Consider the following 18,366-nt stretch of genomic DNA (forward strand, 5'->3'; position numbering starts at 1 on the left):
CGAACCAAGCAGCCGGATGAGTAATTCAATTAACTGAAATATGATGGTCTAAAAAATTCGCCCAGCACTGCTGGGCGAATTCATTTAGTAACATACTAACCTGATAAGCAGTGTTAGAAGTTATAGATCAGTGCGATTTCAACACGGGAAATGTCATCACTGCTACTGCCGACTACGTCACGTGTGTAGTCGCTATCTAATGCGTAGTACATATTTAACTCAGACTTTAAGTTGCCTGTGATGTAATTATGGAATTGCAGATAGAACTGGGTGTAAGCGTATTTTTCGTCAGACTCTGCACCAAATAATACATCTTGGTTGAGTGTGTAGATTGCATCATCTGTGTTGGCACGCCATGTCGACATAAAGCCAGCGATGATGGATTGTTTCGGCTGATACTCAATCACAGTGTAAGAACCGACCTGCATTGCGTTACCGTAAGCGCCATCATGCGCGAAACCCAGTGGGTCACCTGTCCACAAAGGGTTAAACGTGTTCACTTTGTCGCTGTCTTTATCTGAACCTGATGCGTAATGTAGGTTCAGACCTAAGCGATAGTTCCAGTCTGCTTTCCAGTTGTAGTTCAAATCGGCATAAGCCATGTAGGCTGAGATATCTTTACCTGCATGATCGCCAAATTGGTAAACACCATCGAGCATGTAACCAAACCCTTCACTCACAAAATCATGTGCATGTAAGCCTAAAACTTGAATGTCGACGTCACCGTCAGGTGCATTAACAAAGCTTTCATTGGTGAGTTTATTACTCATTATGTAGGCTTGCATTGCCCCGAAGTCAGTTCTCCAATTAGCGAATAAGCCGGTCGATTTTTTGCCATTGGTTTTATCATCCCAGTTACCACCGAAGCTGCCATCTTTGTAGAGAGGGAATACTTCCTCGCCGTAGTATGCGTCAAAATTGATGCCTGCTACGCTGTATTTTGCGCTGGCTGCATTCCAACTTGATTGAACTGGCGTTGGTTCACGGTTCATCATTTGCCATTCATTTAAGTATATTTCTTGGCGACCAAGGCGGGTACTTAGGTATTGCTCACCGTCATCGAGTAATTTGAATTCGGTAAACAACTGGTGGAAGTCAGTACCGGCATCGTCAACTGGACCCGGACTATCGAGGTTAGTGTAGTTGGTTCGAATTTCACCAAATACACGCATCCAGTCTTGGTAAGTCACATCGGTGGAGAATTGCATGCGAGTACGCAGTTCATTTTTCTTGCGGTTTTCTCCGTCGTACATGTGATTCCAACGGTTATCGACTGCGGCTTTTACATTACCGCTAAATGAGACTTTCCAGTCACCACTGTCATCAATATCCAAGCGTTTGAGTTTTTCTGAAAAGCTTTTTTGACTTTCGTCTAGACCATCGACATAGCTCCAGTCCTCATTGGCTCTATCTCCCCAGAAGACGATCGGGTTGCGCTCAGACCAGCTTGATGTTGTATTTTCGTTTGCGTGTAGGACGCCAGAAACACAAAGAGCAAGTAAAGTAACTGCATGTTTTGTCATTGCTTTCATTTTTATATTTCCCATATTTCAGGTGCACGAATCCCTTCCTGTGACTTGTAGTCACAGGAGGAATTGTCAGTTATTGGTTTCTATAGATTCGTAACAGTAGGGTTACGGAAGTTACGCTTAGCTAAGAGTCGACACCAAGGGCTTCTTTGATACCAGAGGCAATCGTAATAACGTTGGCTCCATATATCACTTGAATGCCTTTATTCATTCTGACGACACCAATTGCGTTGAGCTGTTGTTTCCAAACTTTATCGCTTGCCGTTAGTGATTCGTCATGCAGCGAAACACGCAGTCGAGTTGCACAGTTTGTCACGTTCTCAATGTTGTCAGCTCCACCCAGCGCCTTAATGATTTCAACAGGCAGTCCTTTTGAGGTCTGATCCTTTTTCTTTTTAAAGTCTTCTTTTGAATACAGGGCGATATCACCATCTTCTTCTTCGCGACCTGGAGTTTTTGAATCAAACTTTAGGATGAAGAACTTGAATGTGTAGAAGTAAATCGCGAAGTATAGTGGGATAATCCACAATAGAGCCCAAGCATGAACCTTTTCAGGTTGTAGTAGGTTAGGCACCATAAATAGCAGCTGATTACCGTGAATTGAAACACCCATCATTTCGGTGATCACATAAGCAAGACCATTTAGCGGAACATGCACTGCAAAGAATAGGAATGGTTGGACGAATAGGAAGGTATATTCTAGTGGCTCGGTAATACCGATAACAGCAGCCGTAAATACCGCAGGCACCATGATAGCGGCTACCTTCTTACGATTGGCTGTTTTTGCTGTTACGTACATTGCATAAGCAGCACCCGTCAGGCCACCAATTTGGATTGGAATACGACCGCTGGTAAAGTTATGTGTAATGTAGCTCGTTGCCTCTGGTGAACTCATTTGGCCATTCATGATGTTACGAACACCTTCGTAAACAACACCATCAATCTCCATTACGCCACCAACACGAGTGTATTCAATAGGGAAGGCGATAAGGTGATGTAAGCCAAATGGCAATAAGCCTTTGTCAAATACGCCAAATAGGAAAGAGCCAAAAATACCTGAGCTAGTAATCAAGGTAGTGATGGACTGCAGTGCCCCAGCGATCGGTGGCCAAGCGTAGTAAACAAACAGCGCGATAGGCATGATAGCGAAGTAAGCAAAAATCACTACGGCACGAGGGCCTGAGAAGAAGCTCAAGAGTGCAGGCATTTCGAATTTGTAGTAACGGTTGTGGATCCAAGCCGTAATACAACCAACAAGAATACCGCTAAAGATCCCCATGTTGTAAGCGAAGATACCTAAAGACTCACCCCATAAAGAGTTGAAGTTTTGCGCTGCTACTTTGTCGTAGCCAGCATCATTCATTAATGACGCAACGCTTGTAGTTTCTTGAGTCCATCCGTGAAATGCAGCGATCGATCCGATAGCGACGTTGAAACACATGAACATGGTAAAGCCAGTGAAGGCTGCCCAACCTTTTTCAGATTTCGCCAGCGCGAACGCTAGACCAATCGCAAAGAAAGGCGGTAGATTGCGCATGACCATCAAGCCAAGATCTAACATCAGCTTAAAGAATGCCCAAATAACAGAGTCGGTAGCAGACATTTGGTTTACAACACCAGCGCCCACACCAATAAATATACCTGCGATAACCAGTACGATGATGGATACCATCATACCTCCAGCAAGTGCTTGAACCTTATCTCTCATAATTTACTCCTAAAGTGATATGAGAACTTTCACGTATATTGTTATTGCTCTTTTTAATGACTCGAGGCTGAGCCTTTCATTAGGCTCATGGACACGAGTCACATCACCAGGAAAAGTAGGTCCGAATGCCACACCATTGTTTAGCGCGCGCGCGTAAGAAGCCGCACCTTTACTAAAGCACTGAGCGTCCATTTTGGTAACTTCGGAATAAGCTTTTCCCATTGCTTGGATAAGTTCACTTTCGGGTGAGAGGTAAGATAGAGGTAAGTACTTGTGTTCAATCAATCTCACTCCGTATTGTTGGGATACATACTGGAGTTGGGTACGAGCTTGATCGATAGTCAGTCCTTTAGGAAACCGAAAATCAAAATCCAAGTTGTAGCCATGTTGATTCAAATTGATGGAGGAGACACAGCATGTAGTCGACCCCATTTCATTATCTTGGTGTGCTAGCCCTAATTTCGAAGCATCATTGGAATCACTAAAACACGCGTCTAGTAAATCAATTAAATTTCGAGAGTTAGTGTCTAACCCTTCAACATGTCGCATGTGACGAACAAACTGATCCATACAGTTATCGACCTTATGCGGGTTGCGAGATTTCTCCCACGGCGTTGACAACTCAACGCAGTACAACTCCTTTTGTTGGTGGTTGTCACTTTGTGCCACATTGGCAAGAGTGACCGTTGCTGAAGTTTCAAATGTTGCTGCTACTTCAGCCGCTTTTTCTCCTGTCAGATAAATCGATAATTGATAGCAGGTGGATGTTCTGTCACGCTCACTTTCAATGCTTACGATCTGACAAGTTCCTAGGCCATTGTGAGTTGGGAATTCTCGTTGTAATGACGCATATAGGATGCCTTTTTCTCCATTAACGATTGGGAAGTCGCCATCTGGAGAGAAACCATAATCCGGTTGAGGATTATGATTAAAATAATGCTCTACACATTCCCAAGTTGTCTCTTCTGCGCCACCGATGATCACTCTTATTTTTTTGTCGAGTGTTACATCAAGCGCTTTAAACATCTTGAGAATATACAGACTGGCCATTAACGGGCCTTTGTTGTCGGTAACGCCTCGCCCCAATAAGTCATCACCGTGTTGGTGCATCTCAAATGCAGGTGTCAGCCATGCGTTTAAATCACCGGCTTCTACCACATCTACATGATGCAATATGCCGATTTCTTGTAAGCCTTCGCCAAAGCTGATGTCCAAGGCATAACCATCATGATCACGGACTTCAAACCCTTCTCGTTTCGCCCAGTTAATTAGAAAGTCGAATGCGTTTCTAATTGGTAAACCAAAAGGAGCATTGGGTGAACAGCTGCTGATATCTCGTACAGACGGAATAGCAATTAGCTCAGATAGATCACGCGTAAACGTTTCAATATTTGAATCAAAATAGCGCAGTGTTTGAGCTGAAAAATTGCTTTCCGTCATGTTTTATTCCTAAATTATCCTTACTGACATGCTTGTAAATAGACTTGCAAGCGAGGTCTCATTTTGATTATAAATCCCAGCTATTGAACGTGTTGCTTTGATAATAAATACGTACCTTCTGCATTCGAAAAAGCCATGAAATCAGCCGATCTTTGCGCGAAAATACCGTTCTCGACGACGCCAGGAATAGCGTTAATTTGGAGTTCCAATCGTTTTGGTTCAGCGATGTCCAAATGAGCAACATCGAGAATGATATTGCCGTTATCAGTGGTGCAGTCTTGGCGCAACGTCGGGTGTCCACCAAGGCTTTGTAAGGCATTAAACACAGCGGTTTGTGCGGCAGGTAAAACCTCTACAGGGAGTGGAAACTTTCCGAGTTGAGTGACCAATCGACCGCTATCTGCGATGGTGATGAAGCTTAGCGCAAGCGTCGCGAGTACTTTTTCACGAGCCAGTGCTGCACCACCACCTTTCACGGTCATGCCGGTTGTAAGACCTTCATCAATGCCATCAATGTAGAAATCAACACGGCCACATTCAGATATGGATATCTCATTCAGCCCTGCAGAGGATAAAGCTCGACTTGAGCGAACCGAACTGGATACGCAGTGAGCAAACTCAGCGCCACTTTCTTTCAATAGTTGAATGAATACTTCAACTGTTGCACCTGTGCCGATACCAATCACGCTAGAAGGTGTTAGCGTTTTTAGGACTTGCTCTAAGGCTACTTTTGCAGCCTTAGTTCGCAGGCAGTCTTGGCTTTGGTTTTCAATAAAGCGTTGTGCCATGCTCATATTACTTCTCCAGAACCGCTAGGGATTTTTCAACGATGTTTTCAACCGTAAATCCAAACATTTCGAAGAGTTGTTCTGCTGGTGCTGATTCACCAAAGCTTGTCATTCCCACAATGTCGCCGTGTAGCCCGACATACTTGAACCAGTAGTCACGGATACCAGCTTCTATGGCAACTCGTGCTGTAACATGGCTTGGTAAAACCTGTTCCTTGTATTCCGCGCTTTGTGCATCAAAAATATCGGTGGCCGGCATTGAAACAACACGACAACGAACATGAGTTAGCTGTGCTTTTGCTTCCATGGCGAGTGCCACTTCAGATCCCGTAGCGATTAGAATCAGCTGTGGTTCACCTTCACAGTCAGAAAGGATGTATCCACCTTTCGCTACATTGGAAAGCGTATCTTGATCACGTTCGAATTGAACAAGGTTCTGGCGAGAGAAAATCAATGACGTTGGGCCATCAAAACGTTCGATAGCAGACTTCCAAGCCACCGCGGTTTCTACTTGGTCGCAAGGACGCCAAGTGCTCATGTTTGGGGTAAGTCGAAGCGATGCTATTTGTTCAACCGGTTGGTGTGTCGGACCATCTTCCCCCAAACCGATAGAGTCATGGGTATAAACGAAGATACTGCGTTGCTTCATTAGTGCTGCCATACGAAGCGCGTTACGAGCGTACTCCATGAACATCAAGAACGTACCGCCGTATGGGATAAAGCCACCATGCAACGCCACGCCATTCATCATTGCAGACATCGCAAATTCACGAACGCCGTAACTCAAGTAGTTTCCTGACGCATCTTGAGCGGTAATTGCTTTTGAGCCTGACCAGTTAGTTAAGTTTGAAGGGGTTAAATCGGCAGAACCTCCCAAAAACTCTGGCAGTAATGGTCCGAATGCTTCAATAGTATTTTGTGATGCTTTGCGAGTCGCGATGGTTTGTGGATTCGCTTGCAAAGTCTGGATTAGATCTTGAGTGTGCTGATCCCAATTTTCAGGTAATAGGTTCTGGCTACGACGTAGAAACTCAGCGGCTAATTCTGGATGCGCCTCTTGATAAGCATTGAAACGTGTTTGCCAGTCATCTTCATTGCTTTGTCCTTTCTCTTTCCCATCCCATGCTTGGTATACATCTTGAGGAATTTCAAATTCAGGATGGTCCCAGCCGAGATTGAGTCGAACCAATGCGACTTCATCAGCACCTAACGGAGCACCATGACAGTCATGACTGGCTGACTTGTTTGGTGAGCCAAAACCAATCACGGTTTTGCAGCAAATCAAGGTTGGTTTATCTGTTACGGCTTTAGCTTCAGTAATCGCTTTGTGAATATCATCAGCGTTATGACCATCAACATCAGCAATAACATGCCAACCGTAGGCTTCAAAACGTTTTGGTGTGTCATCAGAGAACCAGCCGTCGACTTCGCCATCAATCGAAATACCATTGTCATCCCAAAAAGCGACCAGTTTCCCTAGTCCAAGCGTACCGGCAAGTGAACATGCTTCATGAGAAATACCTTCCATCATGCAGCCGTCGCCCATGAACACGTAGGTGTGGTGATCAACAATATCGTGGCCTTCACGGTTGAACTGTTCAGCCAGCACCTTTTCAGCCAAAGCCATGCCGACACCGTTGGTGATGCCTTGTCCTAATGGGCCGGTAGTGGTTTCAATACCTGGAGCGTAACCGTATTCAGGGTGACCTGCGGTTTTACTGTGTAATTGACGGAAAGATTTGATGTCATCCATTGATAGCTCGTAACCAGATAGGTGTAACAAGCTATAGATAAGCATTGAGCCATGGCCATTCGACAAGATAAAACGGTCGCGGTCGGCCCAGTTAGGGTTGCTCGGGTTGTGTTTTAGAAAATCACGCCATAGAACTTCAGCGATATCGGCCATGCCCATCGGTGCTCCAGGGTGGCCCGAGCCTGCTTTTTGTACTGCGTCCATGCTTAGAACGCGAATAGCGTCGGCTAATTTAGTTCGTGTAATCATTATGCTTCTCCTACAGGCGTGCTTCGATCATGGTTTCTAATTTGCCTTGATCGACGGCAAAGTTACGGATGCCTTCGGCTAGCTTTTCTGTTGCCATCGGGTCTTGGTTCATCTCCCAGCGGAACTGTGCTTCAGTCATGGCTGTTGGTGTCTTTTTGATGGTGTCACGGTCGGCAAAGAGTAGGCGCTCAACAGAGCCTTCTTGTGCTGCAAGTTGGTCTAAAATTGCAGGGCCTATGGTCAAACGGTCACAGCCCGCTAATGCTAGGACTTCATCGGCATTGCGAAAGCTCGCGCCCATCACAACCGTGTTGTAGCCATGATCTTTGTAGTAGTTGTAAATTTCAGAGACTGAAACGACACCAGGATCTTCATGAGGAAGGTACTCTTTTTTATCGGTATTGGTTTTGTACCAATCTAGGATACGACCGACAAAAGGTGAGATTAAGAATACACCGGCTTCTGCACAGGCTTTGGCTTGTGCAAAGTTGAACAGCAGCGTTAGGTTGCAATTGATGCCTTCTTTCTCTAGCTCTTGAGCTGCTCGAATGCCTTCCCAAGTTGACGCTAACTTAATTAGGATTCGGTCGTTACTGATGCCAGCTTCGTTATACATGCCGATAAGCTTTCGAGCTTTTGCCAAGCTTGCGACTCTGTCGAATGACATACGAGCGTCAACTTCTGTTGAGATGCGCCCCGGTACCGTTTTTAGAATTTCTAAACCAATGTTGACCGCCAGTTTGTCTCCAGCGTCGATCAACTGTTGTGATTTGTCGTTGCTTTGTGCTTTTGCCCAAGTGATCGCATCGGCGATTAAGTGATCGTATTGCGGCATTTCTGCGGCTTTTAGTACTAGAGATGGGTTGGTTGTGGCGTCTTCAGGTTGAAATGCAGCAATAGCATCAATATCACCTGTGTCGGCAACGACAGTGGTGTGCTTTTTCAGTTGTTCTAATTTATTCATCGTTCATTCTCGGTAAGTTGGTTTATCAATTGCAGTAGCGTTTGATCATTCATCGAACTCAGCACCACGTTGGCTAGCGAGACATCGAGGTGACGAGTGAGCAAATTGGTTACTGCAACTGTTGGTATTCCTGCCGATCGAGCCGCCATAATTCCAGGAGGGGAATCTTCGAAAGCGATGGCTTGATGGGCAGATACACCGAGTTGTTCTAATGCCGCTAAATACACATCGGGATGTGGTTTCCGTCTATCTGAGGCAATGTCTTCTGCTCCGATAAAACAGTCAAAATAGGGTGTAAGGTTCAAACGATTCAGAATTGGCATGTAATGTTCAGCCTCTGAGCTGGTGGCCAGTGCAATGCTCAATGAGTGTGATTTAGCAAAGTCTAGATACTGACGGACACCTTCTCGTTCTGTTATTGAAGCAATTAATTGGTAGGCATGAGCGATCACTCGATCGCGAATTTGTGAATCGGACAGCTTTTGATTCGACGCTTTGTTGAATAGTTGATAAAGGTAGGTTGCTGGCGCTGAGCTCCCAACTAGGCCAGCAACCTGGAGTGGCGAAACTTCAACTCCGTATGGTTTTAACAAAGCTTCCCAGGCTTTGAACATACAGGTTTCGGTATCGACGAGAAGGCCATCGAAGTCAAAGACCAACGCTTTTAGGTTACTGGCAATGAATTCCTCTCTTTCCAATTTCAAAGCTGTATGACCTAAAGTGTTGTTCTTGCATTCCATGTTTCAATCTCCATTTTCTTTAATTATGACAAACGTGAATTTGTGACTGTCGCTTATTCAACCAAACTGGCCTGCAATACTTTTTTCATTTCGTCACCACTGGTTAGTGGTAGATCAAAGCAAAAAGCCGGCTCCAACTTTTGAACATCTTCTTTGGTGACACCGACTTGAGTTAAGTTCGATTCAAGACCGATACGTTCAAGGAATTTCACAAGAGCAGCCGCTAATGATTGAGCTTTTTCTTCGGTACTTCCCACAGCACCAAATAACTCAGCCACTTGAGCAAATCTCTCTGGTTGCTTGCGCCATTGAAGTTGTACATAAGCTGGATAAACCACTGCGAGTGTTAACCCATGTGGTAGGTTTGTTTTGCTACTACCTAAGATTTCGCCTAAAGGGTGTGGTGCCCCCGCACCGCCATTAGCTAGCGAGATCCCGCCAAGTGTGTCTGCTTTCGCGAGTTGGCAGCGGCCATGTAAATCTGCGCCGTTGTCGACAACACTCGGTAGGTGATCAATGACAAGCTTCATTGCTTCTAACGCCATACCATCAACAAATGGAGATGGTCGAGTACCCGTAAATGATTCAAACGCATGTGAAAAAGCATCAAATCCTGTCATAGCTGTCATACGTGGAGGCAGTGTCAGCATGAGCTCTGGATCGATTAACGCTTCACAAGGGAAAAATTCAGGGTGAAACAGTGTTAGTTTTGCATGTTGCTCAAGGTCGGTAATCACTGCCGCTTGCGTCACTTGAGAGCCAGTTCCCGATGTTGTAGGTACAGCGAACAAAGGTACGACTTTCGCGGGTAGTGGGTTGACGTCCCCAAACGGTGAATCATAAGTGGCAAACCAATGGGCCCAATCTAGAGACTCTGCATTGATCGTTGCCGAAATGATTTTTGCTGTATCAATCGATGAACCACCACCAATGGCCAAAACCACATCACAGTTATTTCCGATGGCCACTTGGCGGCCAAGTTCAACGACGGTTGTAGGCGGATTCGGTACGACACCATCAAAATGAGTCACTTCAATTCCTTGCTCTGAAAGCAAAGTAAAAATGCGGTCATAGGCTGGCTTTACTGCATCAAAAACAGGTTCGGATACTACTAGGCAACGTGTGCCATATTGAGCGATAAGCTGACCTATTTTCTGAATCTCACCCGCACCAAAGGTTAGCTTGGTCGGTTGATAGTGTTGAAACTGTGTCATGGTTTAATCCTTGGTAGTGGTGCCAAACCCGAGCATAGAGGGGGGGTAGGTTTAGCACCGTTATTTCTAGATTGCTGTGGCGCATCGATTCGATAGAAACTGCGCTAGGCAATTACTTAAACGGTTTCGACTTCTTTTGTGTCTGCCGCTGCTTTATCTTCCAGTTGGTCGATTGCTGCGCGGAAGTCACGAACGCCTGCTGTGATGCCGTCTTTGTGGCCAAAGATATTTGTCGATGCAACCATCACATCAATATCTTCATTAAGCAGTTCTTCGATGTTGTGGTTACGGATACCGCCATCTACACATAGCTCACAGTTAGGGTTGCGTTCGTTGATGAGTTCACGTGCTTCGCGGATCATTGCAATCGCAGATTTGCGCCATAACCACTCATCATCGCCATCAGTAATGCCGTGAATAACAATGTGTAAACGGTCTAGGTAGTAGATAGATTCTTTAACAAATGACACTGGCGTTAATGCACCAACGGTTAAACCAAATTTCATTCCGTGGTTTTGACAGTACTTAATGATGTAACACAGAGGAGCACCGATAAAATGCTCAGCTGGTAGAATCAGCATGTCTGCACCAGCAGCTGCGATTTTATCGATAAATAATTTGTCGCAATCTTTGAAGTAAGCGTGAACTTCAATTGGCTTTTCAGTGTAAGGACGAATGCCTTCAACAATTTGATGCCCCCCCATCAATTGTAGGTTTTTCAGGTCATGCATATCTGCTGCATCACAGTGGATGTAATCGGCACCAGCATCAGATACTTCTTTCACTACGTCTGCAATGTGGCCGTAATCTACGTGTGCTAATCCTGCGGCAATTTTTACTTTTTTCATGATTTATCCTTAGTAACTAAAAGTGTTTTGGCATGTGTGTTGGCCTTCTTGCACTATCAAGCGAAGGTACTGGCCAATTCCACAGCCGTTGTTATTGGTAACAATTAGATTAGCCATGCCTTTTAAAGCAGGGCTGGCATTAGCCATTGCGACAGGTTCTCCGACAAGTCGGAACATAGAGGCATCGTTGTCCCCATCCCCAAAAGCAATGGTGTTATGAGATGAAATTCTTTGGTCATTTAGCCACTGCTGAAGAGCGTGGCCTTTGGTGGCTGCTTTAGACGTAATGTCCAATTTATTCGGTGTTGATAAGTCAGCTTGGAAGTGCGTTTTTAAGGAATCTCGTAACTGGTTTAGAGATTCTTTGTCTTGGCTAGACACTAATACTTTGTATACATCGCCACTGCGAGCGATGAGTTCGGTCAGCGTTGGGATAATCTGCAGCTCCATTGCGGCATTAATAACCTCAGCCTTTTTTTCTAAACCCTTTGTATGAGTTGATTCTTTTTGAGCAAAGATGCCTTTACTTGAATAGATGGTGAAGGTGAAATGTCCATCATTCAGTAAGCTCAACAGACCCGTTAGTGATTCATGACTAATTGTGTGCTGATGTTGAACACGTTGTGTTTTAGGATCATAAATATAGGCACCATTGCAGCAGATGATTGGTAGCGATAATTGAAGTTGGTCAACATATGGCATCATCAGCTGGTGCGGTCTACCACTCGCCAAGCTCACCTGATATCCATTATTAACGGCAAGACAAATCGCTTGTTTGTTAGTCACACAGATCTGCTCAGCATCACTTAACAGTGTTCCATCTAAATCAATCATTACTGCTTGGTATTTCATTTTACTCTCCAGTGACTTCTCATGACGCAAGTTGACTATAAGTGGTCAAATGCGGTCACGTAAAGTCATTTTTGATTTATTATGAACAAAAGAATGGTTTTGATCACACATTTTGAGTCAAATTAATTCAAAAGAGTTCATTTCGAGAATCTAATTGCTCAAAAGTTCATAATGCGTCAAAATAATTCAAAAGAACTTAATGGTATGAACAATGAATGAAGCTCAGCGTCATAGAAGCTTGTTAGATCATCTAACGAGTCATACGTTTATAACGACAAATGACTATGTGAAGATGTTAGATATCTCTTTATCTACAGCTCGTCGGGACATTACAAAGTTGGCGGAAGAAGGGAGGCTGAAAAAAATCCGTAATGGGGCAGAGGTAATCAATTTTGACTCGTCCCTAGCCGCAACTCATGCACCAAGCAGCTTTATCCCCTGCGAAACAGATATAGAAAGCTATGTAGCGAAAAAGCGAATTGCTAAAGCTGCGGCAGATATGTGTGAAGAACACGACAGTATTATTGTGAGTGGTAGCAATACGACTTTTTTGATGGGAGAGCATTTAGCGCATCGTGATGTGCAAGTTGTGACGAATTTTATGCCATTGGCTTATCAGCTGATTAGTCAAGATCATCAAAGTATCATCATACTTGGTGGCCAATATCTACCCGAACGTCAGATCACTATTTCTCCAGATGAAGAAGCAGCAGATGACCATAAAAGTCGTTTTGTCTTCTTTACGGGTACGGGTGTTACGACAGCTGGTGTGCATACCTCTGATCTATTGGTCTATATGGCAGAGAAAAAGCTGCTGGAGTATGGTGATCGTATTGTGGCTCTGATAGATAGCAGCAAAGTAGGTAAGCATGGTGGGAAGTTACTCGCTACCGCTTCTCAGATTGACACATTGATTACAGATGACGGCGCTGACCCTAAGGTGCTTGATGCTTTACGAGAACTTGGTGTGAAGATACTGGTAGTTTAGTTTAGTTACGTGGAGAGTGCTGTTGCGGCGTTTGTTTTTGCTTTTGTCGTACTCTTGATTCTAGTAGAACATTATTACTGGCCGTGTGTGTGTTGTCCGAACCAAACCGCGGAAGAGTAAATTTCTTCAGATCATAGCTTTGTAAATGAAGTTCAGTGATGTTGTGGGGCTGAATAGAAGTTAATTGAACAAAAAATAGTCATTTTATTCAAATAACGCTTTACAACCTGGTCAGGATCACCAAGAATGTGCTTGCTCTGTTTTCAGGGTTATTAAATGAAACATCCAGTTGTAAAGTAAAACCCTTAGTATTGCTTCATTGTTATTCTCAGTGTTTCCCTTGGCTTCATAGATACATTAAATAATTCAAGCTTTCAGCGCATCGCACTTTTGGCGATTAATTTTTTATTTTTATATAAGGGACACATCATGTCTAACAAAACAAACGGCGTAGTAAAATGGTTTAACGAAGAGAAAGGCTTCGGTTTCCTAACTCAAGACAACGGCGGCGCTGACGTATTCGTACACTTCCGTGCAATCGCTTCTGAAGGTTTCAAGACTCTTAAAGAAGGCCAACAAGTGTCTTTCGAAGTAGAGCAAGGCCAAAAAGGTCTTCAAGCTGCAAACGTTGTAGCTCTATAAGATTTTAAGTCGACGCAGGTTGCATTAGCAACTTGCGTCACTTTCTCTCTCAAACCAGTTTTCCTTCAGTTTTACCGTAACACTCTTCTCCACTTGCAATACCTCCTCTAAATATTAAAAATCCTTTTGTACACCTGATCCGTTCTATCTATCGCTGTATCTATTTTTTGTGCTAAGTACATCTCCGGGTAATAATTTGCTCACTTAGTCATCCTGATTGTCATTATTGTGTCCATAAAAAAAGCCCCTAAAACTAGGAGCTTCTCTTGATCTAATCAACACTGATTCAGCTAGTGACTATCCACACTGTGTTACTGACGAACTGTTATTCAATGTTCTGGATCTGCTCACGCATCTGTTCGATAAGAACTTTAAGCTCAACGCCCGATGCTGTGATGTCTGTGCTGATAGACTTAGACGCTAGCGTGTTTGACTCACGGTTGAACTCTTGCATCATGAAGTCAAGCTTACGGCCACAAGCGCCACCTTTCTTCAGTACTACATTTGCTTCTTTCACGTGAGAGTCTAAACGGTCTAGCTCTTCTGCTACGTCTGACTTCTGAGCCAGTAGGATCAGCTCTTGCTCAACACGAGAACCTTCAAGTTCAATCTTCGCATCTTCAAATTTGGTAAGAAGACGCTCACGTTGCCATTCTAGGATCTCAGGCATGCGTGCACGAACTTTAACGACTTCTTCAGTTATTGCATCTAAACGCTGAACGATGAGCGCTTTCATGTTTTCGCCTTCACGAGCACGAGCGTCAATGAACTCTGCGATTGCATCGTTGAATGCTTCAAGTAGATCTTTGTTGATGGCATCCATGTCTTGCTCTGGCGTTTCCATTACGCCAGGCCAATTCATGATTTGGAATGGGTTCAGACGGCTGTCTTCACCTGTCATCGTCATTACTTGGTTAGCAGCACTGATTACTTGCTGAGCCAAACCTTCGTTAATGCTTAGCTCGCCTTTCGCTGCTGGGTTTGCTTCAAAACGTAGGTTACATTCAACCTTGCCGCGAGCTAGACGCTTACGGAAACGCTCGCGTAGGATTGGCTCTAAACCACGGAACTGTTCAGGCATACGGAAGTAAGTTTCTAGGTAGCGTTGGTTTACACTACGGATTTCCCATACTGCTGTACCCCAATCGCCTTTTACTTCTTTGCGCGCGTACGCGGTCATACTATAAATCATCGAATTTTCCTGTCTTTTATCATTCTGAAAATAACGCGCACGCATAGTATCACGATATGGTGTGCTCCCGAAGCTTGTCGCTTTTCACTATAAATAGCCTTTCATGATAAATAGCTTTGAACGGTAAATAGATTTGAAAGATAAACTGCTATATAATCTTGCCCCAATCAAAACTGTCTCACCCCTTTCTTAGGTGATGCACTCTTTCGATAGTAAATCACTTCAGACTGTTAATAAGGTAGATACCAATGCGTCCAAATGACCGCGCTGTAGATCAAATTCGTCCAATTAAAATTACTCGTAACTACACAGCTTATGCTGAAGGTTCTGTATTAGTTGAGTTCGGCAACACTAAAGTTCTATGTAATGCGACGGTAGAAGAAAACGTACCGCGTTGGTTAAAAGGCCAAGGAAAGGGTTGGGTAACGGCTGAATACGGCATGCTTCCACGTGCAACGCACACTCGTAACCGTCGTGAAGCGGCGAGCGGCAAGCAAGGTGGTCGTACGATGGAAATCCAACGTCTGATCGCGCGTAGCCTACGTGCTGTTGTTGACCTAAAAGTAATGGGTGAAATCATGATCACTGTCGATTGTGATGTTATCCAAGCAGACGGCGGTACTCGTACTGCTTCTATCTCAGGTGCAAGCGTTGCAATGGCTGATGCTATCAACAGCCTACTAGCAAGCGGTAAACTGAAAAAGAACCCGATGAAAGGCCATGTAGCGGCAGTTTCAGTGGGCATCGTTGGGGCACAAGCATTGTGTGACCTTGAGTACGTTGAAGACTCAGCAGCAGATACCGATATGAACGTTGTAATGACGGAAGACGGTAAGATGATTGAGATTCAAGGCACCGCAGAAGGCGAACCGTTCAGCCACGAAGAGCTGATGCAGCTTTTAGCCCTGGCGAATAAGGGCATTACCGATATCGTCGAAGCGCAGAAAGCTGCGTTGGCCGATTAGTTTCTAGATAGCTCCCACATTGGGGGCTATTTTTTTGTCTGCAAAACTCGAAAGGGTGGTGCAGAGCGTAAGTTAAGTTTTATTGGATAAACGTAGAGGAAAAACATGAAAGCATATCAACGTGAATTTATTGAATTTGCACTAGAGAAAGAAGTACTTAAGTTTGGTGAGTTTACTTTAAAGTCTGGCCGTAAGAGCCCTTACTTCTTCAATGCTGGATTGTTTAATACAGGTCGTGACCTAGCACGTTTAGGTCGCTTCTACGCAGCAGCATTAGCAGATTCAGGTATTGAGTTCGACGTACTATTCGGCCCTGCATACAAAGGCATCCCAATCGCAACAACAACAGCGGTTGCACTTGCTGATCACCACGATGTGGACACGCCTTACTGCTTCAACCGTAAAGAAGCGAAAAACCACGGTGAAGGTGGCAACCTAGTCGGTAGCGAACTTGAAGGTCGCATCATGTTAGTGGATGACGTGATCACTGCTGGTACTGCGATTCGTGAGTCGATGGAAATCATCCAAGCAAACGGCGCTGATTTAGCGGGTGTGCTTGTTGCTATCGACCGTCAAGAGAAGGGCAAAGGAGAGTTGTCTGCGATTCAAGAAGTTGAGCGTGACTTTGGTTGTGCGATTATCTCAATCGTTAGCCTGACTGATTTAGTGACTTTTCTTGAAGAGAAAGGCACAGACGCAGCACATCTTGATTCAGTAAAAGCGTACCGAACTCAATACGGAATCTAATTCGTAAACTGAAGAAGTTGAACCTAATGGTTTAGTGCCTTAGGTTTAGAGCTTAAAAAAGAAAAATGCCCGAGAGATGAAACTCTTTCGGGCATTTTTTTACTTAAATCTTATTGGACAGAACAAGGCTCGCTTACTTGTAACGAATGCCTTTTTCCGCTTCTGGATCTTCCATGGTTTTGAAGCGCTTGTGTAGCCACATCCATTGTTCTGGGGCTCTTAAGATAATCTTCTCAAGATAGCGGTTCATATACGCTGCTGCCGCTTTTTCATCTTTCTGCGGATAGTTATCTTCGATTGATTCGTCGGCCATGATTTCATATTTTCCGTCGGCATTTCTAAAGCCAGACCCAATAACGACCGCGCATCGACTGGTGTAAGCCAAAATGCTGGTTCCAGTGGTGGTGCTTGCATCCTCTACTGCAAAGAAAGGTACGAATACAGATTTATTGCGACCGTAGTCATGATCAGGGAGGTAGAAAAGGGTCTCACCTTGTCGCAGTCTTCGGATCATACGTTTTACGTCTTTACGGTGAACTAGACGGTTGCCGTTTTGAGTTCGACCGCGGTATTGAATGAACTCATAAGCTGGGTTGTTATGCGGGCGATAAACACCTAGGCCAGGAATACCCAAGATCGGCATTGCTCGGGCTGTGATCTCTAGATTCAAGGCATGAACACAACATAGTAGAACGCCTTTACCGTTAGCCTGATGACTACGAAGAACTTCGGTATCTTTATCAACTAGGATGCGCTTGAAGCGCCATGTTGGCCAAAACCACGTAATACCGGTTTCAACCAATGCCATACCAGTATTTTTAAAATTCTCGCTGACCATTGCCGCGACTTCATCTGCTGGCTTATCGGGGAAGGCTAATTCCAAGTTACGTGTCGCTACCGCTACGCGTTTTTTTCCATAGCGGGCACCAAGAGCACCTAACGAACGGCCTAATAGTAGTAATACTCGGTAAGGTAGAATGTTGACTATAAAAGCCAGTAACCCAAAGCCAAACCAAACTCCCCAATATTTAGGGTGCAGTAGTGCTAGGGTAAAAGGTGGCTTATTAATAACGTGTTGTACCGTGCTACTTGCAGGAGAGTTTTTCGTCGTCATAACCATCACTTAAGATATTGAGTTTACTTAATCTGAGCGCTGAGTAGAGCCCAATAAGCATCAAAGTTTTCTGTCGGTTGATATTTGAAGTCCGAGCGAACAAATCGATTTAAACTTCCTTCAACCTGACCTAACAATTGAGCCGCTAAGATTTTTTCATCAACCGGGAATGACTTCCCTTCACGAAGCTTTCTTTCTCGTAGAATTTGACGAAGTTGTGTCTCAATACGTTCGAAAAGCTGATTGATGCGATCGCGTAGGCGTTCATTTTCAAACATTAGAGCATGACCCGATAAAATTCGAGTCAGGCCTGGGTTACGTTCTGAGAAAACCAAGATAAGTTGTAGCACTAGGCGTATGCGCTCTAGTGTGTCTTTCTCTTCATCTAGAATACGGTTGATTCGAGACATCAACGCTTCTTCAATGAACTCGATCAAGCCTTCAAACATGCGAGCTTTGCTTGGGAAGTGGCGGTATAACGCAGCTTCAGAAACACCAACTTGCTTGGCCAACTTTACCGTTGTGATACGAGAAGCGCCTTCGGTCGATTCCAACATTTGTGCTAGAGCTTGCAGGATTTCTTCACGACGGTTTGATTTTCGAGTACCGGCCATCTATTTACTTCCTTTCCTA

General features: G+C 44.5%; 17 protein-coding genes. 4 read left to right on the forward strand and 13 right to left on the reverse strand.

From position 1 onward, the window contains the following. Nucleotides 1-113: 113 nt before the first annotated feature. The 10 genes from AB4513_RS18355 to AB4513_RS18400 form a co-directional block, all read right to left on the reverse strand. Nucleotides 114-1,532 (reverse strand): alginate export family protein, encoded by a 1,419-nt coding sequence (locus tag AB4513_RS18355; RefSeq protein ID WP_009847995.1) that lies wholly within the window; start codon nt 1,530-1,532, stop codon nt 114-116. 121 nt (nt 1,533-1,653) lie between these two features. Next, the gene (locus AB4513_RS18360; RefSeq protein ID WP_009847994.1) at nt 1,654-3,237 is read right to left on the reverse strand and encodes a PTS transporter subunit EIIC; all 1,584 of its coding nucleotides are present in this window, start codon (nt 3,235-3,237) and stop codon (nt 1,654-1,656) included. Nucleotides 3,238-3,246: 9 nt separating this feature from the next. After that, complete coding sequence (locus AB4513_RS18365; protein WP_102257555.1) at nt 3,247-4,677, reverse strand: Sapep family Mn(2+)-dependent dipeptidase; 1,431 nt, start codon at nt 4,675-4,677, stop codon at nt 3,247-3,249. An 80-nt stretch (nt 4,678-4,757) separates the two neighbouring features. Continuing rightward, nucleotides 4,758-5,471 carry a ribose-5-phosphate isomerase RpiA gene (rpiA, locus tag AB4513_RS18370; protein WP_017099276.1) on the reverse strand — a complete coding sequence of 238 codons (714 nt, stop codon included), beginning with the start codon at nt 5,469-5,471 and terminating at the stop codon, nt 4,758-4,760. A gap of 1 nt (nt 5,472) precedes the next feature. Beyond that, complete coding sequence (gene tkt, locus AB4513_RS18375; RefSeq protein WP_102257556.1) at nt 5,473-7,467, reverse strand: transketolase; 1,995 nt, start codon at nt 7,465-7,467, stop codon at nt 5,473-5,475. Between the two features lie 10 nt (nt 7,468-7,477). Next, nucleotides 7,478-8,431: a transaldolase gene (gene tal, locus AB4513_RS18380; protein WP_102257557.1), complete on the reverse strand. Its 954-nt coding sequence runs from the start codon at nt 8,429-8,431 to the stop codon at nt 7,478-7,480. After that, complete coding sequence (locus tag AB4513_RS18385; RefSeq protein WP_017099279.1) at nt 8,428-9,171, reverse strand: HAD family phosphatase; 744 nt, start codon at nt 9,169-9,171, stop codon at nt 8,428-8,430. Before AB4513_RS18385 ends, tal begins: the two co-directional genes overlap by 4 nt. Nucleotides 9,172-9,224: 53 nt before the next feature. Continuing rightward, complete coding sequence (locus AB4513_RS18390) at nt 9,225-10,385, reverse strand: iron-containing alcohol dehydrogenase (RefSeq protein ID WP_102257558.1); 1,161 nt, start codon at nt 10,383-10,385, stop codon at nt 9,225-9,227. Between the two features lie 116 nt (nt 10,386-10,501). Then, nucleotides 10,502-11,233 carry a ribulose-phosphate 3-epimerase gene (locus AB4513_RS18395; RefSeq protein ID WP_012603032.1) on the reverse strand — a complete coding sequence of 244 codons (732 nt, stop codon included), beginning with the start codon at nt 11,231-11,233 and terminating at the stop codon, nt 10,502-10,504. Nucleotides 11,234-11,242: 9 nt separating this feature from the next. Then, the gene (locus tag AB4513_RS18400) at nt 11,243-12,085 is read right to left on the reverse strand and encodes an HAD family hydrolase (protein ID WP_086050247.1); all 843 of its coding nucleotides are present in this window, start codon (nt 12,083-12,085) and stop codon (nt 11,243-11,245) included. 211 nt (nt 12,086-12,296) lie between these two features. On the opposite strand from AB4513_RS18400, the gene ulaR reads away from it, so the two are divergent. Further along, nucleotides 12,297-13,073 (forward strand): HTH-type transcriptional regulator UlaR, encoded by a 777-nt coding sequence (gene ulaR, locus AB4513_RS18405; protein ID WP_009847985.1) that lies wholly within the window; start codon nt 12,297-12,299, stop codon nt 13,071-13,073. 429 nt (nt 13,074-13,502) lie between these two features. Further along, complete coding sequence (locus AB4513_RS18410) at nt 13,503-13,715, forward strand: cold-shock protein (RefSeq protein ID WP_004735656.1); 213 nt, start codon at nt 13,503-13,505, stop codon at nt 13,713-13,715. A 325-nt stretch (nt 13,716-14,040) separates the two neighbouring features. Here the strand turns inward: AB4513_RS18410 and AB4513_RS18415 are convergent, their stop codons facing one another. After that, nucleotides 14,041-14,907, reverse strand: coding sequence for a YicC/YloC family endoribonuclease (locus tag AB4513_RS18415; protein ID WP_029225400.1), 867 nt, complete (start codon nt 14,905-14,907; stop codon nt 14,041-14,043). Nucleotides 14,908-15,155: 248 nt separating this feature from the next. Here AB4513_RS18415 and rph point away from each other — a divergent pair, with 248 nt between their 5' ends. Further along, nucleotides 15,156-15,872 carry a ribonuclease PH gene (rph, locus tag AB4513_RS18420; RefSeq protein WP_004735726.1) on the forward strand — a complete coding sequence of 239 codons (717 nt, stop codon included), beginning with the start codon at nt 15,156-15,158 and terminating at the stop codon, nt 15,870-15,872. A 105-nt stretch (nt 15,873-15,977) separates the two neighbouring features. Further along, complete coding sequence (pyrE, locus tag AB4513_RS18425) at nt 15,978-16,619, forward strand: orotate phosphoribosyltransferase (protein ID WP_009847982.1); 642 nt, start codon at nt 15,978-15,980, stop codon at nt 16,617-16,619. Nucleotides 16,620-16,752: 133 nt separating this feature from the next. On the opposite strand, the gene AB4513_RS18430 is transcribed toward pyrE, so the two are convergent. Together AB4513_RS18430 and slmA are read right to left on the reverse strand one after the other, a co-directional pair. After that, on the reverse strand, nt 16,753-17,733 hold the full coding sequence (locus AB4513_RS18430; protein ID WP_029223859.1) for a Kdo(2)-lipid IV(A) acyltransferase: 981 nt from the start codon (nt 17,731-17,733) through the stop codon (nt 16,753-16,755). A gap of 23 nt (nt 17,734-17,756) precedes the next feature. After that, nucleotides 17,757-18,347, reverse strand: a complete 591-nt coding sequence (gene slmA, locus AB4513_RS18435; RefSeq protein WP_004741428.1) for a nucleoid occlusion factor SlmA — start codon at nt 18,345-18,347, stop codon at nt 17,757-17,759. Nucleotides 18,348-18,366 lie beyond the last annotated feature (19 nt).

The sequence above is a fragment of the Vibrio sp. 10N.222.54.E6 genome (genome assembly GCF_041473955.1).
Taxonomy (GTDB): domain Bacteria; phylum Pseudomonadota; class Gammaproteobacteria; order Enterobacterales; family Vibrionaceae; genus Vibrio; species Vibrio tasmaniensis_A.